Genomic DNA, 21,026 nt, shown 5'->3' with positions numbered 1-21,026 from the left:
CTACGCTCTGCTCGGACAGTCGTCGCGAGTCAGTTTTGGAAGTTCGCTGCGCGAACGGGCTTGAAGTCCTGCGCTCCTCGGCGGGCTCCAAGGGGGAGTGAAGAACAGCCGGCGCTAGCCGGCTTGCGGGCTTGGCTGTTGGCTGTTGGGGTTGGCTGTTTTGGGGCTCCCCTTCAAAACCGCTGAGAAGCGCAGGAACCCAGGGCGTGCGCGAAGCGCACTTCAAGAACTGACTCGCGGCGCCTGTTTGAGCAGAGCGTAGCGGCGCGAGTTCGCCGCGGCCCTGGGTTCCGAGCATCGCAAGGCAGCCCGCAGGGCCGGTTTTGCAGGGGCGGTTTCTTTGCCTACTTTCTTGTCCGCACAAGAAAGTAGGTCGCCCGCCGGGGCGAACTCCCGGCATGGGCGGTGGCGTCAAGCCGAAGTCACGAAGCATGCAACCCATCAGCATCCAACCGTAGCCGCCGATCCGCCGCCTGCGCCGCCACCTCCGAGTGCGTCACCAGCAGACACGCCGCGCCGACGTCATGCGTGCAGCGCCGCAGCAGGTCCAGCACCTCCGCCGCATGCCGCGCATCGAGGTTGCCCGTCGGCTCATCCGCCAGCACCAGTCGAGGCCGGTGCACCAGCGCGCGGGCAATCGCCACCCGCTGCAGCTGCCCGCCCGACAACTGCCGCGGCATCCGCGCAGACAACGCACCGAGGTTCACCGCGTCCAGCATCGCCGCCACGCGGCCGTCGTCCCGCTGCCCCAGCAGCCGCAACGGCAACGCGACGTTGTCCGCCACGCTCAGGTGCGGCAGCAGGTGGAAGGCCTGGAAGATAAAACCCAGCGACTGCCGCCGCAGCGCCGAGCGCGCCTCGTCGCCCAGCGGCCGCAGGTCCTGCCCGGCCAGCGTGATCGAGCCGGCATCGGCCTCGTCCAGCCCGGCCAGGCAGTTCAGCAGCGTGGACTTGCCGCTGCCCGATTCGCCCAGCAGCGCGACGATCTCGCCCGCGGCCAGGTCCAGGTCGATGCCGGTGAACACCGGCGTGTCGGCGTAGCTCTTCGCGAGCCCGCGGGCGGAAAGCACCGTCATGCGTTCATCAACCTCTGCAATCCAGCCAGCAGCTCCGGGATGGGCTGCGCGCCATCGCAGGCGATGACGCGCCGCCTGGGCATGCTGCGCAGCCAGGTGACCTGGCGCTTGGCGAGCTGCCGCGTCGCGGCGATGCCGCGGTCGCGCAGGTCGCCCAAGGCAGCGCCGGGCCGCCCCAAGCTGCCTTGACCCCCTCGGGGGGCGGACTGGGCATTGCCCAGTCCTGGGGGCTCCATTTCTTCGTTGGCGTCCAGCGCCTCCCACACCTGGCGATAGCCGACGCAGCGCATGGATGGCAGCGTGAGGCTGAGATCACCGCGTGCGCGCAGGGACTTCACTTCGTCGATGAGGCCTTGCGACAGCATCTGGTCGAACCGCTGCGCCAGCCGCTCGTGCAGCCAGGCGCGGTCGTTGGGCTCCAGCGAGAACAGCGGCCAGTCGACCCCCTCGTCACGCGACGCGGCATGCAGCGCGCTTAAGGGCTGGCCGGTCAGGCGGATGACCTCCAGCGCGCGCTGGATGCGCTGGCTGTCGTTGGGGGCCAGGCGTGCGCCGGTCTCGGGGTCGAGGCGGGCCAGCTCGGCATGCATCGCCGGCCAGCCGCGCTCGGCCGCTTCGGCGTCGATGGCCGCGCGCAGTTCGGCATCGGCCTGCGGCAGCGTCGACAGGCCGTCGAACAGCGCCTTGAAATACAGCATGGTGCCGCCCACCAGCAGCGGCAGCCGGCCGCGTGCGGCGATCTCGCCCGCGAGCCGCTTCGCGTCGCGCACGAACTCGGCGGCCGAATAGCTGTCAGTCGGGTCGAGGATGTCGATCAGGTGATGCGGCACCGCGGCCTGCTCGGCGGCCGTGGGCTTGGCGGTGCCGATGTCCATGCCGCGGTACACCAGCGCCGAGTCGACGCTGATGATCTCGACGGGCAGCACCTCGGCGATCGCCAGCGCCGCCGCGGTCTTGCCGCAGCCGGTCGGGCCGGCCAGGCAGATCGGAGTCAGAATTTCTCCCAGGGCGCCAGGTAGCGCCACTGGCCCACGGGCAGATGCCCCAGCGGGATGCGGCCGATGCGCACGCGCTTCAGGCCCACGACCTTGAGCCCGACCAGCTCGCACATGCGGCGGATCTGGCGCTTCTTGCCCTCGCGCAACACAAAGCGCAGCTGCTGCTCGTTCTGCCAGCTGACCTTGGCGGGCTTGAGCGCCTCGCCGTCCAGCTCCAGGCCGTGGTTCAGCAGCGCGAGCTTGTTGTTGGACAGCGCCGCGTTGGGCAACGTGCCCTCGGGCACGGGGTCGGCGCCCGGCAGGCCAACGTACTCGACGCGCACGAGGTACTCCTTCTCGACGTCGGAGTCGTCGCCGATCAGCACGCGGGCTATGCGGCCGTCCTGCGTCAGCACGAGCAGGCCGGTGGAGTCGATGTCCAGCCGGCCGGCGGGCGCGAGGTTGCGGTGGTGGCCGGCGTTGGGCTTTATGCCCGACGGGTCGTCCTTCCAGCGGTTCTCGGGCTGGAACAGCACGACGGCCGGCTCGTAGCCGTCCTCGGCCTGGCCGGACACGTAGCCGATGGGCTTGTGCAGCAGCACGGTGACCAGCTCGGCCTGCTGCTGGCGCGCGGCGGGGTCGATGTCGATCTGCACGTCGCCGACGACGCGCTGGCCCAGCACGGCCACCTTGCCGTTGACGCGCACCCAGCCGGCGGCGATCCACTCGTCGGCCTCGCGGCGCGACGCGAGCTTGAGCTCGCCCATGCGCTTGGACAGGCGCTCGCCGTCCTCGGCGTCGACCTGGCGCGCCGGGTTCAGGCGCTGCTGCGGGCGCTGCGGCGGCTCGAAGCCGGGCCCGCGGTTGGCCACGCGGCGCTGGTCGATGCGCGGCGGACGGTCGTCGCGCGGGCGGTCGGCTGGGCGTTCGTCGCGGTGCTCGTTGCGGCGCACCGGCTCGCCGCGTTGCGCGCGCTGCGGGCCGTCGGGGTTGAAGCCGCCGGGCCGCGGGCCGGGGCGGCCCGGGCGGTCGTCGCGTGGCCAGTCGCCGCGGTCGCCACGATCACCGCGGTCATCGCGGCGGAAGGGCTCACCGCGCTGCGGCGGGTATTCGGGCCGGAAACCCTCAGGCTTCGGCCGGGCCGGGCGCTCGTCGCGCCGCGGCGCGGGGCGTTCGTTGCGCTGCGCCTGCGCCTTCTGGAACTGCTCCTCGCGCTCGGCGCGGTCGGCCTGCGCCTTGGCCAGCGTCGGGCGGGGTTTGGAGACGCCCTTGCCGCGCAGCGGCCCGCGCTTCTCGCCCTCAGCGTTGCGGGTCTTGGCCGCGGGTTTCTTGTTCTTGAGTGTCAGCGTGGCCATGGTTCAACGTCCGCGGAGGAAAAGGGCGTCCAGCTCTTTCATGTCGAGCTGGCGCCAGGTGGGGCGGCCGTGGTTGCACTGGTCCGCGCGTTCGGTGGCTTCCATGTCGCGCAGCAGCGCGTTCATTTCGTCCAGCGTCAGCTGCCGGTTGGCCCGCACGGCGCCGTGGCAGGCCATCGTCGCCAGGATCTCGTGCTGCGCGCGCTCCAGCACCGAGCTGGCGTCGAACTGCGCCATCTCGGCCAGCAATTCGCGGGTCAGCGCGACGAGGTCGCTGGCCGCCAGCAGCGCCGGCCGCGAGCGCACGGCCAGCGTCCGCGTGGACAGCGGCGACACGTCCAGCCCCAGCTGGCTCAGCGTGTCGGCATGCTGCTCGGCGGCGGCCACTTCCTCGGCCGTCGCGGCGAAGCTGACCGGGATCAGCAGCGGCTGGCTCTCGATGGTGGTGGAGCCCAGCTTGGCCTTGAGGCGCTCGTAGACGACGCGCTCGTGCGCCGCGTGCATGTCGACGATGACCAGGCCCTGCTTGTTCTCGGCCAGGATGTAGACGCCCTGGATCTGCGCGATGGCGCGGCCCAGCGGCCAGTCGTCCTTCTTGGACAGCGCGGGCAGGTCGATCAGCGGCGCGGGGCGGCTGTCGGGCAGCGACGTGGGCACGACCGGCTTGGCCGGCTGCCACAGCGCCTCGGCCTGCACCAGCGACAGCCGCACCTGCTCGGCCGTGGGCGGGACCGGCGGCGAGAAGGCGGGGGCGGTGTAGCTCTGGCGCGGCTCCGACACGTACAGCGTGGCCGGCATCGTCGCCTCGAAGGCCAGCGGCGCCATCGCCGACTCGATGGGCTCGGCCGCCGCCTCGGCGCTGCGCGACTGGGCCAGCGCGTCGATGAAGGCGCGGCGCACCGACTGGTGGATGGCGCGGCCGTCGCGGAAGCGCACCTCGATCTTGGTCGGGTGCACGTTGACGTCCACCAGCTCCGGCGCGATCTCGATGAACAGCACGTAGCTGGGCTGGCGCTGGCCGTGCAGCACGTCTTCGTAGGCCGAGCGGATGGCGTGGCTGATGAGCTTGTCGCGCACGTAGCGGCCGTTGACCCAGACGTACTGCTGGTCGGCCCGCGAGCGGGCGGCCTCGGGCAGGCCGGCGCGGCCGGTCAGCGCCAGCGGCCCGGCGCTGTGGTCGAAGGCGCGGCTGTCCTGCACGAAGTCTTCGCCCAGCACGTCGGCGATGCGCTGCTCGACCGAGCCGGCGCGCCACTGGTCGACGAGCTTGCCCTCGTGCCAGATCGCGAAGCCCACATCCGGCCGCGCCAGCGCGTGGCGGCGCACGGCCTCCACGCAGTGCGCCAGCTCGGTGGCGTCGGTCTTCAGGAACTTGCGGCGTGCGGGTGTGGCGAAGAACAGCTCGCGCACTTCGACGCTGGTGCCGCGCGAGCGGGCGGCGGCGTTGAGCTCGCCGCTGCGCGCGTCCAGCCGGTGGGCGTGGGCGGCGTCGGCGGTGCGGCTGGCGATCGACATCTCGGACACCGACGCGATGGCGGCCAGCGCCTCGCCGCGGAAGCCCATCGTGGCGACGGACTCCAGCTCATGCAGCGACGCAATCTTGCTGGTGGCGTGGCGCTTGAGCGCCAGCGGCAGCTGCGCGACCGGGATGCCGCAGCCGTCGTCCTCGACGACGATGGCCCGCACGCCGCCGGCCATCAGCTTGACCAGCACGTTCTTCGCGCCGGCGTCCAGCGCGTTGTCCACCAGCTCGCGCACCACGGAGGCGGGCCGCTCGACGACCTCGCCGGCGGCGATCTGGCTGATCAGCTCATCGGGCAGTTCGCGGATGGCGCGAGGCGGAGCAACGTCGGGCAGGGGCAAATCCATCCGGCGGATTATCGTTTCCCCCGAGGCGTCACGAAGTCGTCCTGATAATGCCGCGCCATGGACCTGCTTCACTTCCTCCTCGACTTCATCCTCCACGTCGACCAGCACCTGGCCAGCTTCGTCGCCAGCTATGGCGCCTGGGTCTACGCGCTGCTGTTCCTCATCATCTTCGTGGAGACCGGTGTCGTCGTGATGCCGTTCCTGCCGGGCGACTCGCTGCTGTTCGTCGTCGGTGCGATGTGCGGCGTGGGGCTGATGGACCTGTGGCTGTCCATGGGCCTGCTGACGGCGGCTGCCATCCTGGGCAACCAGTGCAACTACACCATCGGGCGGCATTTCGGCCCGCGCGTGTTCCAGTGGGAGAACTCGAAGTTCTTCAACAAGGACGCGTTCGAGAAGGCGCATGCCTTCTATGAGAAGTATGGCGGCTTCACGCTGATCGCGGCGCGTTTCATGCCGTTCCTGCGCACCTTCGCGCCGTTTGTGGCGGGCGTGGCGCAGATGACGCGGCGCAAGTTCACGTTCTACGACGTGACCGGCGGCCTGCTGTGGGTGTGCGGCATCACGCTGATCGGCTACGTGTTCGGCAACGTGCCCTGGGTCAAGAGCAATCTGGACAAGATCATCTGGGCCATGATCCTGATTCCCGGCGTGGTGGTCATCGCCGGCGGCATCAAGAGCAAGTTCAAGCGCCAGCCGGGCTGACTTTCAGGCCGGGCGGGCTTCCGGTCTAGAGTCGCCGGTTTTGCGACTCTGTCGGAGATCCCGATGACCCTGACCCGTCTTGCCCTGGCCCTGGCTTGGATGACCTCCAGCCTGGCGGCCCAGGCGGCCGAGCCGACGCTGATGCTGCGCCAGCCCGCCGTCTCCAAGGACCACCTGGCCTTCGTCTATGCCGGCGACCTGTGGCTGGCTGACCGCAGCGGCGGCAACGCCCGGCGGCTGACGACGCATGCGGCCGCCGAGTTCGCACCGCGCTTCTCGCCGGACGGCCGGCAGATCGCGTTCTCGGCCAGCTACGACGGCAACACGGACGTCTACGTCATCGGCCTGGACGGCGGCCAGCCGAAGCGCCTGACCTGGCACCCGACGCCGGACGTCGTCAGCGGCTGGAGCCCGGATGGCAAGCGCGTGCTGTTCGCCTCGCCGCGCGAGGTGCTGAACAACCGCAGCAACCAGCTCTACGAAGTCAGCATCGACGGCGGCTACGAGAAGCAGGTCATGAAGGCCGTGGCCTACGAGGGCGCCTGGTCGGCGAACGGCAGGCAGCTGGCGTACCGGCCCTACAACGCGGCCTACGCCGGCGTCAGCGGCTGGCGCCAGAGCCGTGGTGGCTCGACGCCGCCGGTCTGGATCATGGACATGGCCAGCCAGACCTGGGAGCAGATCCCGCACGTCAATGCGACGGACTCTGCGCCCGTGTGGGCCGGTGGCGAGGTGGTGTTCATCTCCGACCGCGATGGCGAGACCAAGGGCGCGGCCAACCTGTTCGCGTTCAACCCGGCCACCAAGGCGCTGCGCCAGCTGACCCGCGAGACGCAGTGGGACGTGCGCAGCGTGGACGCCGTCGGCACGACGCTGGTCTACGAGACCGGCGGCCGCATCAAGCAGATCGAGCTGGCCGGTGGCGAACCCCGGGTGCTGGACATCCAGCTCGCCAGCATCGCGCCGCAGGCACGCCCGCAGTGGAAGGATGCCGGCAAGGCGATCACGTCGGCGCAGCTGTCGGCCACGGGCAAGCGCGTCGTCGTCAGCGCCCGCGGCGAGGTGTTCACGGTGCCGGTCAAGGACGGCACGGTGCGCAACCTGACCGAGACGCCCGGCGTGCGCGAGAAGGATGCGCTGTGGAGCGCCGACGGCAAGTGGGTCGCCTACCTCTCCGACGAGCCCGGCATGCGCCATCAGCTGGTGCTGCAGCCGCAGACCGGCCTGGGCGCCAAGGAACGCATCGCCTTGCCCCGTGACGGCTACTTCACGCTGGCCGACTGGTCGCCCGACAGCCAGCAGCTCGTGCTGCAGGACAACCACCTGAACCTCTACCGCCTCAGCCTCGCGGCGGGCCCGCAGCGCGGGCAGCTCGTCAAGATCGCCACCGACGTGCGCCGCCTGGGGGCCGATGGCTACGTCACGTCGTTCTCGCCGGACAGCCGCTGGCTGGCCTTCACGAAATCGGGCGAGAACTACTTCGGCCGCATCGTGCTGCACGAGATCGCGACCGGCAGGAGCCACGTCGTGACGGACGGCCTGGCCCACGCCGGCAACCCGGCGTTCTCGGCCAAGGGGGACCTGCTGTACTTCACCGCGTCCATCAACTCGGGGCCCAGCCAGGTCGGGCTGGATCTGTCCACGCAGGAGCGCCCGCGCCGTGCCGGCCTGTACGCCCTGGTGCTGGCCGCTGACGGCAAGTCGCCGCTGGCACCCAAGGCCGGCGACGAGGAAGGCAAGAAGGACGACGGCGCGAAGGACGCGGCCACGAAGGACGACAAGAAAGCCGACGACAAGAAGGACGCGAAGAAGGACGACAAGGTCGCCAAGCCCGACGCGGTCAAGCCCATCAAGGTGGACCTCGACGGCCTGGCCGACCGCGTCGTCGCGCTGCCGGTGGCCGAGCGCAACTACGGCAACCTGGCGGTCGCGTCCGACGGCGCGTTGTTCTATCTGCAGCGCCAGCAGCCGGGCGCCAGCGTGGAGCCGCCCAACGCCGAGCGCCGCGCGACGGCCGAGCTGTGGCGCTTCGACTTCGAGGAGCGCAAGCCCAAGCTGCTGCGCTCCGGCGTGGCCGACTTCTCGCTGAGCGAGGACCACAAGAAGATGCTGCTGACCGTTGCCGGCGGCAAGCTGGAGGTGGGCGACGCCAACGACAAGGGCGAGAGCAAGCCGCTGGACCTGTCGGGCCTGCGCGCCCGCGTCGACCTGCGCGCCGAGTGGAAGCAGATCTTCGATGAGGCCTGGTGGATGGAGAAGGAGTTCTTCTACGACCCCGCGCTGCATGGGCTGGACTGGCAGGGCATCTACAACCGCTACCTGCCGCAGCTGGCCCATGTGCAGCGCCGCGAAGACCTGAACGACCTGCTGGTGCAGATGATCGGCGAACTGCAGGTGGGCCATAACCGCACCGGCGGCGGCGACGTGCACCAGGAAGCGCCGGTGGCCGTGGGCCTGCTGGGCGCGGACTTCACCGTGGAGCAGGGCCGCTACCGCATCGCCAAGCTCTATGCCGGCGACCGCCTCAACCCCAGCCTGCGCTCGCCGCTGACGGTGGCCGGCCTGGGCGTGAAGGAAGGCGACTACCTGCTGGCCATCAACGGCCATGAGCTGGCCGAGCCCACCAACCTCTACGCGCTGCTGGAGAACACCGTCGGCAAGCAGGTCGTCGTCGCCATCGCGCAGGATGCCAGCGGCAAGGGCCGACGCGAGATCACCGTCGAGCCCATCGCCAACGACAGCCTGCTGCGCCGCTGGGCGTGGATCGAGGGCAACCGCCAAAAGGTGCAGCAGAAGAGTGGCGGCAAGATCGCCTACGTCTACATGCCCGACACCGCGGGTGGCGGCTTCGAGCACTTCAACCGCATGTTCTTCGGCCAGGTCGACAAGCAGGCCCTCATCGTCGACGACCGCAGGAATGGCGGCGGTCAGGCGGCCAACTACGTGACCGAGTTGCTGGCGCGGCCTTACCTGGCCAGCTGGAAGGACCGCGACGGCCTGGTGTTCGACACGCCGGGCGGCGCCATCTACGGCCCCAAGGCGATGCTGATCGACCAGGACGCCGGCTCCGGCGGCGACTTCATGCCCTACGCGTTCAAGCGCGTGGGCCTGGGGCCGCTGATCGGCAAGCGCACCTGGGGCGGCCTGATCGGCATCTCCGTGAACCCGCCGCTGATCGACGGCGCCTTCCTGACGGTGCCGTACTTCCGCTTCTACACGCCGGACGGCGAATGGCGCATCGAGAACGAAGGCACGGCGCCGGACATCGACGTCGAGCTGGACCCCGCCGCCGTCAACCGCGGCGAGGACACGCAGCTGGATGCCGCCATCGCCGACGTGATGAAGCGGCTGGAGAGCTGGAAGCCTATCCAGCGCAAGACGGCGCCGGCGCCGGCCACCCTGGGCAAGTGATGAAGGCCTGGGCGTCCCTGTCCCTGCGGGGGCGCCTGTTTCTGCTTGCGCTGCTGCCGCTGCTCGCGTCGCTGGCACTGATCGCTTTCGCCGTGCGCCAGCAGGAAAGCGAGCTGGCCGCGCGCGAGCATGCCCTCGTGCGCGCCAGCTACATGGATGCGCGCCGCACGGAGCTGAAGCACTACGTGGACCTGGCCGTCAGCACCGTCAAGCCGCTGCTGGGCCAGCCGGGCGGGCAGGAGCGGGCGCTGGCCATCCTGCGCTCGCTGGACTACGGGCCCGACGGCTACTTCTTTGTCTACGCGCTGGACGGCCGCGTGCTGATGCACTCGCGCCAGCCCGAGCTGATCGGTCAGAACCTGTGGGAGCTGCGTGACCCCAAAGGCCGGCCCACCATCCAGCAGCTCATCGGCCAGGCCAAGGCGGGTGGCGGCTATGTGGAGTACCTGTGGCGCAAGCCGTCCAGCAGCCTGCTGGCGCCCAAGCTGGGCTATGTGGTGGCCGTGCCCGAGTGGGGCTGGATGCTGGGCACGGGGCTGTACCTGGACGGCATCGAGGCGACGATGGCCGAGCTGGAGCGCGGCGCGCGCCAGAACATCACGGCGACCATGCTGTGGGTGGGTGCGGTGGCGGTGTTCGGCATCGCGCTGATCAGCGCCGGCGCGCTGGCGCTCAACCTCAGCGAGCACCGCAGCGCCGAGGCCAAGCTGCGCGCGCTGGCCCGCGAGGTGGTGCAGAGCCAGGAGGACGAGCGCGCCAGGCTGGCGCGCGAGCTGCACGACGGCGTCAGCCAGGCGCTGGTGGCGACCAAGCTGCTCATCGAGTCGGCCCAGCACGAGCCGTCTGGCGCGGCGCGGCTGCAGGACCTGGCCTTGAAGCGCCTCAACAGCACGCTGGCCGAGGTGCGCCACCTGTCGCACGCGCTGCGGCCGGCGTTGCTGGACACGCTGGGCCTGCCGGCCGCGCTGCAGCACCTGGCCGGGGAGTTCGATGCGGCCGGCGGCACGCATTTCTCGGCCGTCATCGACGGCGAGGAAGTCGGCCTGCCCGAGTCCGTCAACACGGCGCTGTTCCGCATCGCGCAGGAGGCGCTGAACAACGCGGCCCGCCATGCCCACGCGACGGCGGTCACCGTGACGCTGCGCTTCCAGCGCAATGGCGGCCTGGCGCTGGAAGTGGCGGACGACGGCCAGGGCTTCGACGCCGACGCCGCGCAGGCCGTGGCCGACCGCGGGCTGGGGCTGCGCAGCATGCGCGAGCGGGCCGATGCGCTGGGCGCGCGGCTCAGCCTGATGACCTCGCCGGGCATCGGTGCGCGGCTTGCGGTGAAACTGTCGGCTGCTGACCTTGCCCGCGCCGCCGCATGAACGCCCCCATCCGCATCCTGCTTGTCGACGATCACCCGATGGTGCGCGAAGGTCTGGTGGCGCGGCTGGCGGCGGTGCCGCGTTTCGACGTCGTCGGCGAGGCCGGCACCCGCGACGAGGCGCTGGCGCAGCTGGCGGCGACGGCGCCCGACGTGGTGCTGATGGATGTGGGCCTGAAGGACGTCAACGGCATCACGCTGGGCGCCGAGATGCTGGCCGCGCGGCCCAGCATCAAACTGCTGATGTTCAGCATGTACGACAACCCCGAGTACGTGCAGCGGGCGCTGCAGGCCGGTGCGCGCGGCTATGTGCTGAAGGATGCGCCGGCCACCGAGATCGTGTCGGCCATCGACGCGGTGGCGGCGGGCGGCACTTTCCTGAGTGCGGCCGTGTCGGGCCGGCTGTTCCGCGGCCAGAGCCCGAAGCCGGTGCTGACGCCGCGCGAGAGCGAGATCCTCGCCAAGCTGGGGCAGGGCGCGTCCAGCAAGCAGATTGCGCGGGCCCTGGATCTGTCCGTCCGCACCGTGGAGGCGCACCGGCAGAGCATCAAGCGCAAGCTGGAACTGGACGGGCAGGCGGAGTTGATCCGGTATGCGGTGGAGCATGCCGGGCGGGATCTGACGTGAAGCGGCGCAGCAGCAATGCCCGTCGGAGGCGCACGACGGCACGTCTGATTCGCATCGCTTTGCGCGCCTGGGAGCGCGATGCGGGCTGGGCCGCCATTCACGAGCTCAGAAGACGAGGCGGGCCGGAGGTGCTGGCTCTTGTCCACAAGCTGGCGGGGCACCCCGCCTGGCGGCGCCGCGCGCTGGCCTTGAACATCGCGGCGCAGCTGCGTCGCCGTGACAGTGGATCGGCCTCGGGCGCCGCGGAATACGCCGCCGGCGAAGCTCGGCAATTGCTGCGGGCCGGGCTGCGAGACCTGCGCGATGACGTGGTGATCGCTGCTGCCACCGGGCTGGGTCATCGCATCGACGCCGAGTCTGTCGGCGATCTGGTGCGACTTGCCGCGCATCCCAACCCGGCGGTGAGGTTCGGCGTCACATTCGCGTTGTGCAGCTACCCCCAGCAGGAGGCCGTTGCAGCGCTGTTTGTGCTGGCGCTTGATGCCGACCCTGACGTGCGGGACTGGGCGACCTTTGGCCTGGGCAGCCTGCAGGAGCACGACTCACCGGAACTGCGCGAGTTGCTGTGCCGCAACCTCGGGGACCCGGAGCGCGATGTTCGCGCCGAGGCCGTCATCGGGTTGGCTCGGCGCGGCGACATGAGGGTGATCGACTATCTGGTGGGCAACCTGGGCAGCGAGTGCGGCACTCTTGATCTGGAGGCCGCCGAGTTGCTCGCTGACCCCCGGTTGCTGCCGCCATTGCAGCGGTTGCAGGCTGAATCTCGGAGCAAGCCTGTGATCGACGTTTTCTGGCACGGGCAACTGTTGAACGCCATCAAGGCCTGCAGCCGGGGATTGGTGCCGGGTTGAATCAGCGCCCGCGGCGCGGGCCGTAGTCGTCGCGGCGGTCTTCCCAGCGGTGCTCGTGGTGATCGTGGTGCCAGTGCTCGCGGCGCTCGCCCCAACGGCGGTCATCCCAGCGGCGCTCGTACACCACCCGCGGCGGCGGCACGTAGACCACCTCGCGCTCCACGTAGCGCGGTGCCGGCACGTAGCGCACCGGTGGCGGCGCGTAGTAGACCGGTGCGGGTTCGGCGTAGTAGCGCGGGCCGTCGCTGACCACCACCGCCGCGGGCGGCAGGTTGATGCCGATGGACCAGCTCGTGCCGGCTTGGGCGGTGGTGGCGCCCAGCAGGGCGGCGGTGGTGACGAGACCGGCGGTCAGGGTGCGAAGCATGGCGAACCTCCTCGGACGATGTGCTTGGCGATGGTTGAACAACGCCATCGGCCCGCCGCCGTTGACGCAGGCCGCGTGAGCAGGCGTAAGCGTATGTGAGACCAGGCGCCAGGGTTGACCCTTAGGTGATGCCGCGTGCCCGGCCTGCGTGGCTTGACCGATGCCCCGGTAGCGGGGTTTTTCGAAACTGATGTCACGGTAGCGCCGCCCATTCCGACGTGCGCGCCGCGAACGGAGACAAGCCCTCATGAATCTGCGCCGCCACCTCGCGTGGGCCGGTGTCGCCATCCTCGGCGCTGCATCCCTTGCCACCGTGGCCCTGAGCCGCGGCGAGACGATCAGCGCGCTGTGGGTCGTGGCCGCCGCCCTGTGCACCTACCTCATCGCCTACCGCTACTACAGCCTGTTCATCGCGAACAAGGTGCTGGGGCTGGACGCCAAGCGCCAGACGCCCGCCTGGAAGTACAACGACGGGCTGGACTACGTGCCCACCAACAAGCACGTGCTGTACGGCCACCACTTCGCGGCCATCGCCGGGGCCGGCCCGCTGGTGGGCCCGGTGCTCGCCGCGCAGATGGGCTATCTGCCCGGGCTGCTGTGGATCCTGGCCGGCGTGGTGTTCGCCGGCGCGGTGCAGGACTTCATCGTGCTGTTCATCTCCACGCGCCGTGACGGCCGGTCGCTGGGTGACCTCGTCAAGCAGGAGATGGGCACGGTGCCGGGCCTGATCGCGCTGTTTGGCGCGTTCATGATCATGATCATCATCCTCGCGGTGCTGGCGCTCATCGTCGTGAAGGCGCTGGCCGACTCGCCGTGGGGCACGTTCACCGTGGCAGCGACGATTCCCGTCGCGCTGTTCATGGGCGTGTACCTGCGCTTCATCCGCCCGGGCCGCATCGGCGAGGTGTCGCTCATCGGCTTCGTGCTGCTGATGGCCGCCATCTTCGGCGGCCAGTGGGTCAGCGAGCATCCGACGCTGGCGCATGCGTTCACGTTCACGCCGGTGCAGCTGGTGTGGGCGCTGATCGGCTACGGCTTCGTCGCCGCGTGCATCCCGGTGTGGCTGCTGCTCGCGCCGCGCGACTACCTCAGCACCTTCCTGAAGATCGGCACCATCGTCGCGCTGGCCATCGGCATCATCATCGTGGCGCCGCCGCTGAAGATGCCGGCGCTGACGCAGTTCTCCGCCGGCAACGGCCCGGTGTGGGCCGGCAGCCTGTTCCCGTTTTTGTTCATCACCATCGCCTGCGGCGCGGTGTCGGGCTTCCACGCGCTGATCTCGTCGGGCACCACGCCCAAGCTGCTGGAGAACGAGACCCACGCCCGCTACATCGGCTATGGCGGCATGCTGGCCGAGAGCTTCGTGGCCGTGATGGCGCTGGTGGCCGCCTCGTGCATCGAGCCGGGCGTCTACTTCGCGATGAACAGCCCGGCCGCGGTGGTCGGCAAGGACGCCGCAACGGTCGCGCAGACGCTGTCGACCTGGGGCTTTGTCGTCACGCCCGAGATGCTGACGCAGGCCGCCAGCGATGTCGGCGAGAAGACCATCCTGGCCCGTGCCGGCGGCGCACCCACGCTGGCCGTGGGCATGGCCGAGATCCTGCACCAGGTGATCGGCGGCAAGGCCATGATGGCCTTCTGGTACCACTTCGCCATCCTGTTCGAGGCGCTGTTCATCCTGACCGCCGTGGACGCCGGCACGCGCGCCGGCCGCTTCATGCTGCAGGACTTGCTGGGCAGCTTCGTGCCGTCCATGAAGCGCACCGAATCGTGGGTGGCCAACTTCATCGCCACCGGCCTGTGCGTGGCGACCTGGGGCTACTTCCTGTACCAGGGCGTCGTCGACCCGCTGGGCGGCATCAACACGCTGTGGCCGCTGTTCGGCATCGGCAACCAGATGCTGGCCGCCGTGGCGCTGATGCTGGGCACCGTCGTCATCTTCAAGATGAAGAAGGACCGCTATGCCTGGGTCACGGCCGTGCCGGCCGCCTGGCTGCTGGTCTGCACGATGACCGCCGGCTGGCTGAAGATCTTCTCGGCCGACCCCAAGCTGGGCTTCCTGGCCCATGCCGACAGGTACGCCACGGCGATTGCCGAAGGCAAGGTGCTGGCGCCGGCCAAGACGCTGGACGCGATGTCGCGCGTGGTGTTCAACGACCGGCTGGACGCCGCGCTGTGCGCGCTGTTCATGGGCGTCGTCATCAGCGTGCTGATCTACAGCGTGAAGACCATCCTGGCTGCGCGTGCCACCCACAAGGTCACGGCGCAGGAAACGGCCTTCGTGCCGCTGCCGGCGGGCCAACATGCGTGAGCTGGGCCGTGAGCTGGCGCAGGCCGGCCGCTACCTCACGCAGAGCCTGCGCCTGATGGTGGGCGTGCCGGACTACGGCAGCTACCTGGCCCACCACCAGGCCACGCACCCGGAGCGCGCGCCGATGACGTACGAAGAGTTCTTCCGGGAGCGCCAGGCGGCGCGCTACGCGTCGCGCACCGGCAAGTGCTGTTGAGAGCTACGACCAGCTGACGGCGTCCGCCGCCGTCAGCGCCCGGAACGCCGGGCGGCCGAACAGGTAGCCCTGCATCAGCGTGACGCCCTCGCCGAGGAAGAAGTCCCGCTCGCCCGGCGTCTCCACCCCTTCGGCCACGATCTGGATGCCCAGCTCGGCGCAGATGCGCACCATGCCGCGCGTGATCGCCTGGCGCGACTTGCTGGTGTCCACGCCGCGCACCAGCGCCATGTCCAGCTTGATGATGTCGGGCCGGAAGTCGGCCAGCAGCTCCAGGCCCGCATAGCCGGCGCCGAAGTCGTCGATGGCCGTCAGGAAGCCGCAGCGCTGGTACTCGCGCAGGATGGTGGCCAGCCACGGCCCGTCCTCCACGCGCTCGCCCTCGGTCACCTCGAAGATGATGCGCTCGGTCGGGAAGCCATGCGTGCGCGCCGCCTCCAGCGTCGTGCGGATGCAGACCTCTGGCTTGTAGACCGCATTCGGCAGGAAGTTGATGGACACCCGCTGCGCCAGGCCCAGCTGCGCGGCGGTCTTGATGGCCTTGACGCGGCAGGCCTGGTCGAAACGGTAGCGGTTGGCCTCGTTGACCTGCGACAGCACCGACATCGCCCCCTCGCCCTGCGGCCCGCGCACCAGCGCCTCATGCGCGTAGACGCTGCGGCTGGCCACGTCGACGATGGGCTGGTAGGCGTAGTCGAACTGGAAGCCCAGGCGGTCCGGGTTGCCGCAGCCGCCACAGTCGTCCGGCAACTCGCTGGACAGCGGGATGAAGTCGGACGGTTGCGGCTGGCTGGAGTTCATGTCGGGGGCCTGCGGGAGGGCGTCATTCGGTCATCACCATTTTCGGGCCCGCGCCGCCGTTTCAGCGCGGCAGCAGCAGGCCTTCGTGATGGGCCACATGCGCCAGCGCCGCCTCGAAGCTGGTGCGGCAGCCCGCCGCGACGCGGGCCAGGTGGGCGTGCAGCGCTGCGTCGGCCACGTTGCGGTGCTGGCAGCCGGCGCTGTAGGCCTCGAAGTGCGACAGCTGCACCAGCAGCTCGGCCAGGTGGCGCGGGCATTCGCAGGCGATGGTGGACGACAGGCGGGCGAAGTCGGCCAGCGCGGCGTCGCTCCAGCGGCGCGGCGGCGCGGGGGCGGGCAGCAGGTCTGCGCCGGGCAGGGCGCCGGGGGATGGCGCCCTGAGGTCTTGCAGCCACTGGGCCAGCACGGCGTCGGGCTGAGGCTCGCGCAGCAGCCGGATGCCGGCATCGGCCAGTTCGTCGCAGACCGCGTCGGCGGCGAAGCGATACAGCACCGCCTTGGGCGTGGTGGCGAGCGCCGGAGCCGCCGCGTCGAAGGCGGCGGGCCAGCCGGGGTGCAGCTGCGGCTGCTGCACGAGGACGGCGTCCACGGGTGTGTCCGCCAGTGCCGCGGCGGCCTGGGTGGCGTCGTCGAACGGGCCGAGCAGGTCCAGCGCCGAGCCCAGCCGCTGCAGCAGTGCCGGGCGGCGCAGGCGTTCGCCCAGCGCCGCGCCGATGACGGCCAGGCGCAGCACCGGCACGGGCGGCTGCCCGGCAGTCACGAGCCCGGCGGGTTGCGTGGCCGCCAGCGTGCTCGCATGTGTGGCCGCCACCTGCTGTAGCTGCGCGATGTCCAGCGCCGCCAGCTGGCCGATGGCATGCCCGAGGTCGTTCAGCTGCTTGATGAGCGTGAGCCGGCGCACGTCGTCCGCCGAGTAGAGGCGCTGACCGCTGGGCGAGGTAGCGGCCTGCGTCAGTGCATAGCGCCGCTCCCAGTTGCGCAGCGTCGCCACGGGGATGCCCAGCATGCGCGCGACGGCGCCGCTGCGGTGCTGGCTGGCGGAACGGTTGGAGCGGGCCATGTGATGCCTGAATGAAGCGGTTTTGAATCGGATTATGTGGATTTTCAAGCCGTGCAAATGCATTTGAAGTCGAATTGAATCCGCCCGGCTTACGATGCCGGCATGTTGACGAACGCAATCAGGCGAGTGGCGGTCATCGGCGCCGGCATGGCGGGCGCGGCCTGTGCGCAGGCGCTGGCCCAGGCCGGGCAGGCGGTGCAGGTGTTCGACAAGGCGCGCGGGCCGGGCGGGCGGCTGGCGACGCGGCGCATGGCCTGGGTGGACGGCGCGGGCCAGCCCGTCGAGACGCGACTGGACCACGGCACGCCGGGCCTCACCGCCCACGCCGAGCCGTTCGGTGCGTTTGTCGACCACGGGCTGCAGGCCGGCTGGCTGGCCGAGTGGCGGCCGGTGCTGGCCGAGGGCAGCCTGCCGGCCGCGGAGGGGGCCGTGTTCCACGTGCCGGTGCCCGACAACCCCGAGGTGTGCCGCCGCCTGCTGGCGGGCGTGAGCACCACCTGGTCCTGCGCGATCGACCAGCTGCGGTGGACGCCCGCCGGCTGGCAGCTGGAGGCGGCCGGCCAGCCGCAGGGCCAGCCCGTCGATGCCGTCGTGCTGGCGCTGCCGCCGGCGCAGGCCGCGCCGCTGCTGGGACCGTACCGCAGCGACTGGTCGCGCCATGCGGCGCTGGCACCCATGCAGCCCTGCTGGACGCTGATGGGCGTGGCCGACGACCACGGCTCACCCGCCTGGACGCTGGCCCGGCCCGCCGCCGGCCCGCTGGCCTGGGTGATGCGCAACGATGCACGGCCGGGCCGGCAGCGCGTGCCGGGGCAGGCGCACTGGGTGGCGCATGCCCGCGCCGGCTGGAGCCGCCAGCACCTGGAACAGTCGCCCGAGTGGGTGCAGCAGCAGCTGCAGGGCGCGGTGGCCGAGCTGTTCGGGCAGCCCGTGCACTGGCGGCATGCCACCGTGCACCGCTGGCGCTACGCCACGCCGCAGCCGCGCCTCACGGCACCGGGCGAGTCCTTCTGGTGGGATGGCGCGCAAGGCCTGGGCGTGTGCGGCGACTTCCTGGGCGGCGCGGGCGTGGAGGGCGCCTGGCTGTCGGCGCAGTCGCTGGCGGCCGCGGTGCGGGGCTGGGCGCGCGGCGCGGCGGAGGCCGCATGAGCCCGCGCGAGCGCCAGGGCTTTCGCGGCAACAAGGCCGCGCTGCCCAGCAAGCCCTGCGTGGCCTGTGGCCTGCCCATGAGCTGGCGGCGCCGCTGGGCCAAGACCTGGGCCGAGGTGAAGTACTGCTCCGACGCCTGCCGCCGCCGCGGAGACACGCGTGGCTGAGCTGCGCCACCTCGTCATCGTGCTGGGCGACCAGCTGGACCTGGACGCGTCGGGCTTCGACGGCTTCAGCGCCGCGACCGATGCCGTCTGGATGGCCGAGGTGGCGGAAGAGTCCACCCACGTCTGGAGCAGCCAGCCGCGCACGGCGGTGTTCCTCGCCGCGATGCGCCATTTCGCGCTGGCGCTGCAGGCGGCGGGCCGGCCGCTGCACTACACGCGGCTGGACGACGCGGGCAATGCCGGCTCGCTGGCCGCGCAGCTGGCGGCCGACATCGCGCGGCTGCGGCCCGCCGGCCTCGTGATGACCGCGCCGGGCGACTGGCGCGTGCTGCAGGCCGTTAAGTCGGTAGCCGCGGCGGCGGGCCTGCCGCTGGACACCCGCGAGGACCGGCATTTCTTCGTCACCGTGCGCGAGTTCGCCGCCCATGCCAAGGGCCGCAAGTCGCTGCGCATGGAGTACTTCTACCGCGAGCAGCGCCAACGGCACGGCGTGCTGATGCAGGACGGCCAGCCCGAGGGCGGCCAGTGGAACTTCGATGCCGACAACCGCGAGGCCTTCGGCGCCCAGGGGCCCGGCCTGCTGCCGCCGCGCGCGGGTTTCGAGCCCGATGCGGTCACGCGAGACGCCATCGCATTGGTGCAGCGCCGCTTCGCCAGCCACCCCGGCCGGCTGGACAGCTTCGCCTGGCCGGTCACGCGCGAGCAGTCGCTGCAGTCGCTGCAGGACTTCATCACGCACCGCCTGCCGCTGTTCGGCCGCTACCAGGACGCCATGTGGCCGGGCGACCCGTGGCTGTATCACTCGCACCTGTCCGCCGCGCTTAACCTCAAGCTGCTGAACCCGCGCGAGGTGGTGGCCGCCGCCGAGGCCGCCTGGCGTGCCGGCGATGCGCCGCTGGCCAGCGTGGAGGGCTTCATCCGCCAGATCCTCGGCTGGCGCGAGTACGTGCGCGGCATCTACTGGACGCGCATGCCGGCCTATGCCGACGGCAACGCGCTGGACGCGCACGAGGACCTGCCCGCCTGGTACTGGACCGGCGCCACCGACATGGCCTGCCTGCGCGATGCGCTGGCGCAGACGCTGGCGCATGGCTACGCCAACCACATCCAGCGCCTGATGGTGACGGGCCTGTTCGCGCTGATGCTGGGCGTGCAACCGCAGCAGGTGCATGCCTGGTACCTGGCCGTGTACGTCGACGCGGTCGAGTGGGTAGAGCTGCCCAACACGCTGGGCATGAGCCAGTACGCCGACGGCGGGCTGATGGGCAGCAAGCCTTATGTGGCCACCGGCAAGTACATCCAGCGCATGAGCCCGCATTGCCAGGGCTGCCGCTACGACCCCGCGCAGCGCGCCGGGGACCGCGCGTGCCCGTTCACGACGCTGTACTGGGACTTCCTGATGCGCCACGAGCAGGCACTGGCGCGCAACCCGCGCATGGCGCTGCAGGTGAAGAACGTGGCCCGGTTGAGCGATGCAGACCGGCAGGCAGTGCTGGAGCGCGCCGTCGCCATCCGCCGCGGCGAGGTGGGCCATGGCTGATGCGTTCGACCCCACGCTGGACGCCGCCCGGGCGCGCATTGCCGCGGTGCGGCCGTCGGCCTACGCCCGCACGCGCAACGCGCTGGACGGCGCGGTCACCGGCCTGTCGCCGTACCTCACACATGGCCTGGTGTCGCTGCCCGAGGTGCTGGCCGGCGTGGCGGCCCGCCACCCGATGGATGTACAGCACAAGTTCGTCTACGAGCTGGGCTGGCGGGCGTACTTCCGGCATGTCTGGCAGCAGCGCGGCGACGGCATCCTGGCCTCGCTGCACCCGGGCCCGCTGCCCGACGATGCCTACGCTCGCGCGCTGCCCGAGGACATCCGCCAGGCCTGCACCGGCGTGCCCGTGGTGGACGAGGCCGTGCGCACGCTCTACGCCACCGGCATGCTGCACAACCATGCGCGCATGTGGCTGGCCAGCTACGTGGTGCATGTGCGCCAGGTGCACTGGCGCGCCGGCGCCGACTGGCTCTATGCCCATCTGCTGGACGGCGACCTGGCCAGCAACCACCTCAGCTGGCAGTGGGTGGCCGGCACCGGCAGCAGCAAGCCTTACCTGTTCAATGCCGAGAACGTGGCGCGCTACGCGCCTGCCGGGTGGCACAGCCCGGGCAGCGTCATCGACACGTCCTATGAGGCGCTGGACCGGCTGGCGCGTGAGCGGCGGCCGGGCGCTTCGCAGGGCCGCCGTGTGGCGGACGTCATCGAGCCGGGCTTGAGCTGCGAGCCGCCGGCCGACCTGGGCGCGATCACGCCCGAGCCGGCCCGCGTGGCCGGCGCCGACGTCTGGCTGGTCCACCCCTGGAGCCTGGGCGATCTGCCGACCGCGCTGCCGGCCGGCACGCGGGTCATTGGCCTGTATGTCGCCGACTTCCACCGCGCCTGGCCGTGGAGCGAGCGTCGCTGGCGCTTCGTCGGCCCGCGGCTGGCCGGGCTGGTGGACGAGACCTGGCACGGCGACGCCGCGTCCATCGCCGCTGCGCTGCAGGGCGCGGCGAGCGTGCGCAGCGTGGCCGAGCCGCACCTGGCGCCCTGGCTCGCCCGCTGGGCCGACTGCCTGCCCGCGCCGGTGCTGTTCCCGCCGGTGGAGCGCCGTTGTGATTCCTTCTCGCAGTGGTGGACGCGCGCCACCCGCGGGCTGACCTCGGCCACCGACCTGCTGGCGGTCAACGAGGTGCCCGGCTGGTGAGGTACA

General features: G+C 70.9%; 18 protein-coding genes. 11 read left to right on the top strand and 7 right to left on the bottom strand.

Going from position 1 to position 21,026, the window contains the following annotated elements:
- Nucleotides 1–422: 422 nt before the first annotated feature.
- From AC1Q7O_RS16750 to mutL, 4 genes are read right to left on the bottom strand one after another with little or no spacing between them, the layout of a single operon-like run.
- On the bottom strand, nt 423–1,076 hold the full coding sequence (locus AC1Q7O_RS16750) for an ABC transporter ATP-binding protein (protein ID WP_492658673.1): 654 nt from the start codon (nt 1,074–1,076) through the stop codon (nt 423–425).
- On the bottom strand, nt 1,073–2,101 hold the full coding sequence (miaA, locus tag AC1Q7O_RS16745) for a tRNA (adenosine(37)-N6)-dimethylallyltransferase MiaA (RefSeq protein ID WP_492658674.1): 1,029 nt from the start codon (nt 2,099–2,101) through the stop codon (nt 1,073–1,075). Before miaA ends, AC1Q7O_RS16750 begins: the two co-directional genes overlap by 4 nt.
- A complete protein-coding gene (locus AC1Q7O_RS16740) occupies nt 2,068–3,408 on the bottom strand; it encodes a pseudouridine synthase (RefSeq protein WP_492658675.1) in 1,341 nt (446 codons plus the stop codon). Before AC1Q7O_RS16740 ends, miaA begins: the two co-directional genes overlap by 34 nt.
- 3 nt (nt 3,409–3,411) lie before the next feature.
- Complete coding sequence (gene mutL, locus AC1Q7O_RS16735) at nt 3,412–5,277, bottom strand: DNA mismatch repair endonuclease MutL (RefSeq protein WP_492658676.1); 1,866 nt, start codon at nt 5,275–5,277, stop codon at nt 3,412–3,414.
- A 57-nt stretch (nt 5,278–5,334) separates the two neighbouring features.
- Here mutL and AC1Q7O_RS16730 point away from each other — a divergent pair, with 57 nt between their 5' ends.
- From AC1Q7O_RS16730 to AC1Q7O_RS16710, 5 genes are all read left to right on the top strand, one after another.
- On the top strand, nt 5,335–5,982 hold the full coding sequence (locus AC1Q7O_RS16730; RefSeq protein WP_492658677.1) for a DedA family protein: 648 nt from the start codon (nt 5,335–5,337) through the stop codon (nt 5,980–5,982).
- Between the two features lie 63 nt (nt 5,983–6,045).
- On the top strand, nt 6,046–9,393 hold the full coding sequence (locus AC1Q7O_RS16725) for a S41 family peptidase (RefSeq protein WP_492658678.1): 3,348 nt from the start codon (nt 6,046–6,048) through the stop codon (nt 9,391–9,393).
- On the top strand, nt 9,393–10,760 hold the full coding sequence (locus AC1Q7O_RS16720; protein WP_492658679.1) for a cache domain-containing protein: 1,368 nt from the start codon (nt 9,393–9,395) through the stop codon (nt 10,758–10,760). The genes AC1Q7O_RS16725 and AC1Q7O_RS16720 overlap by 1 nt, the downstream gene beginning before the upstream one ends.
- Nucleotides 10,757–11,386 carry a response regulator transcription factor gene (locus AC1Q7O_RS16715; RefSeq protein ID WP_492658680.1) on the top strand — a complete coding sequence of 210 codons (630 nt, stop codon included), beginning with the start codon at nt 10,757–10,759 and terminating at the stop codon, nt 11,384–11,386. Before AC1Q7O_RS16720 ends, AC1Q7O_RS16715 begins: the two co-directional genes overlap by 4 nt.
- Complete coding sequence (locus AC1Q7O_RS16710; RefSeq protein ID WP_492658681.1) at nt 11,383–12,237, top strand: HEAT repeat domain-containing protein; 855 nt, start codon at nt 11,383–11,385, stop codon at nt 12,235–12,237. The genes AC1Q7O_RS16715 and AC1Q7O_RS16710 overlap by 4 nt, the downstream gene beginning before the upstream one ends.
- 1 nt (nt 12,238) lies before the next feature.
- Here AC1Q7O_RS16710 and AC1Q7O_RS16705 read toward each other — a convergent pair whose 3' ends face one another.
- Entirely contained in the window at nt 12,239–12,604 is a 366-nt protein-coding gene (locus AC1Q7O_RS16705) for a hypothetical protein (RefSeq protein WP_492658682.1), read from the bottom strand.
- Between the two features lie 247 nt (nt 12,605–12,851).
- Here AC1Q7O_RS16705 and AC1Q7O_RS16700 point away from each other — a divergent pair, with 247 nt between their 5' ends.
- Both AC1Q7O_RS16700 and AC1Q7O_RS16695 read left to right on the top strand, forming a co-directional pair.
- On the top strand, nt 12,852–14,915 hold the full coding sequence (locus AC1Q7O_RS16700) for a carbon starvation CstA family protein (protein WP_492658683.1): 2,064 nt from the start codon (nt 12,852–12,854) through the stop codon (nt 14,913–14,915).
- The gene (locus tag AC1Q7O_RS16695) at nt 14,908–15,111 is read left to right on the top strand and encodes a YbdD/YjiX family protein (protein WP_492658684.1); all 204 of its coding nucleotides are present in this window, start codon (nt 14,908–14,910) and stop codon (nt 15,109–15,111) included. The genes AC1Q7O_RS16700 and AC1Q7O_RS16695 overlap by 8 nt, the downstream gene beginning before the upstream one ends.
- 3 nt (nt 15,112–15,114) lie before the next feature.
- On the opposite strand, the gene AC1Q7O_RS16690 is transcribed toward AC1Q7O_RS16695, so the two are convergent.
- Together AC1Q7O_RS16690 and AC1Q7O_RS16685 are read right to left on the bottom strand one after the other, a co-directional pair.
- The gene (locus AC1Q7O_RS16690; RefSeq protein ID WP_492658685.1) at nt 15,115–15,912 is read right to left on the bottom strand and encodes an EAL domain-containing protein; all 798 of its coding nucleotides are present in this window, start codon (nt 15,910–15,912) and stop codon (nt 15,115–15,117) included.
- A 61-nt stretch (nt 15,913–15,973) separates the two neighbouring features.
- The gene (locus tag AC1Q7O_RS16685; protein ID WP_492658686.1) at nt 15,974–16,972 is read right to left on the bottom strand and encodes a MerR family transcriptional regulator; all 999 of its coding nucleotides are present in this window, start codon (nt 16,970–16,972) and stop codon (nt 15,974–15,976) included.
- 102 nt (nt 16,973–17,074) lie between these two features.
- Here AC1Q7O_RS16685 and AC1Q7O_RS16680 point away from each other — a divergent pair, with 102 nt between their 5' ends.
- The 4 genes from AC1Q7O_RS16680 to AC1Q7O_RS16665 are packed head-to-tail and all read left to right on the top strand — an operon-like array spanning nt 17,075 to nt 21,020.
- Nucleotides 17,075–18,121 (top strand): NAD(P)/FAD-dependent oxidoreductase, encoded by a 1,047-nt coding sequence (locus tag AC1Q7O_RS16680; RefSeq protein ID WP_492658687.1) that lies wholly within the window; start codon nt 17,075–17,077, stop codon nt 18,119–18,121.
- Entirely contained in the window at nt 18,118–18,288 is a 171-nt protein-coding gene (locus AC1Q7O_RS16675) for a DUF2256 domain-containing protein (protein WP_492658688.1), read from the top strand. Before AC1Q7O_RS16680 ends, AC1Q7O_RS16675 begins: the two co-directional genes overlap by 4 nt.
- A complete protein-coding gene (locus AC1Q7O_RS16670; protein ID WP_492658689.1) occupies nt 18,281–19,828 on the top strand; it encodes a cryptochrome/photolyase family protein in 1,548 nt (515 codons plus the stop codon). Before AC1Q7O_RS16675 ends, AC1Q7O_RS16670 begins: the two co-directional genes overlap by 8 nt.
- Entirely contained in the window at nt 19,821–21,020 is a 1,200-nt protein-coding gene (locus AC1Q7O_RS16665; protein ID WP_492658690.1) for an FAD-binding domain-containing protein, read from the top strand. Before AC1Q7O_RS16670 ends, AC1Q7O_RS16665 begins: the two co-directional genes overlap by 8 nt.
- Nucleotides 21,021–21,026 lie beyond the last annotated feature (6 nt).

Source organism: Roseateles sp. GW823-FHT07B05 (assembly GCF_058794515.1).
This window is presented reverse-complemented; position numbering and strand designations above follow the sequence as displayed.

Bases quoted from the DNA above. Each gene is read 5' to 3' on its own strand.
- AC1Q7O_RS16750 (WP_492658673.1), bottom strand. From the start codon at position 1,076: ATGACGGTGCTTTCCGCCCGCGGGCTCGCGAAGAGCTACGCCGACACG.
- AC1Q7O_RS16740 (WP_492658675.1), bottom strand. From the start codon at position 3,408: ATGGCCACGCTGACACTCAAGAACAAGAAACCCGCGGCCAAGACCCGC.
- mutL (WP_492658676.1), bottom strand. From the start codon at position 5,277: ATGGATTTGCCCCTGCCCGACGTTGCTCCGCCTCGCGCCATCCGCGAA.
- AC1Q7O_RS16730 (WP_492658677.1), top strand. From the start codon at position 5,335: ATGGACCTGCTTCACTTCCTCCTCGACTTCATCCTCCACGTCGACCAG.
- AC1Q7O_RS16725 (WP_492658678.1), top strand. From the start codon at position 6,046: ATGACCCTGACCCGTCTTGCCCTGGCCCTGGCTTGGATGACCTCCAGC.
- AC1Q7O_RS16720 (WP_492658679.1), top strand. From the start codon at position 9,393: ATGAAGGCCTGGGCGTCCCTGTCCCTGCGGGGGCGCCTGTTTCTGCTT.
- AC1Q7O_RS16715 (WP_492658680.1), top strand. From the start codon at position 10,757: ATGAACGCCCCCATCCGCATCCTGCTTGTCGACGATCACCCGATGGTG.
- AC1Q7O_RS16705 (WP_492658682.1), bottom strand. From the start codon at position 12,604: ATGCTTCGCACCCTGACCGCCGGTCTCGTCACCACCGCCGCCCTGCTG.
- AC1Q7O_RS16700 (WP_492658683.1), top strand. From the start codon at position 12,852: ATGAATCTGCGCCGCCACCTCGCGTGGGCCGGTGTCGCCATCCTCGGC.
- AC1Q7O_RS16695 (WP_492658684.1), top strand. From the start codon at position 14,908: ATGCGTGAGCTGGGCCGTGAGCTGGCGCAGGCCGGCCGCTACCTCACG.
- AC1Q7O_RS16690 (WP_492658685.1), bottom strand. From the start codon at position 15,912: ATGAACTCCAGCCAGCCGCAACCGTCCGACTTCATCCCGCTGTCCAGC.
- AC1Q7O_RS16685 (WP_492658686.1), bottom strand. From the start codon at position 16,972: ATGGCCCGCTCCAACCGTTCCGCCAGCCAGCACCGCAGCGGCGCCGTC.
- AC1Q7O_RS16680 (WP_492658687.1), top strand. From the start codon at position 17,075: ATGTTGACGAACGCAATCAGGCGAGTGGCGGTCATCGGCGCCGGCATG.
- AC1Q7O_RS16675 (WP_492658688.1), top strand. From the start codon at position 18,118: ATGAGCCCGCGCGAGCGCCAGGGCTTTCGCGGCAACAAGGCCGCGCTG.
- AC1Q7O_RS16665 (WP_492658690.1), top strand. From the start codon at position 19,821: ATGGCTGATGCGTTCGACCCCACGCTGGACGCCGCCCGGGCGCGCATT.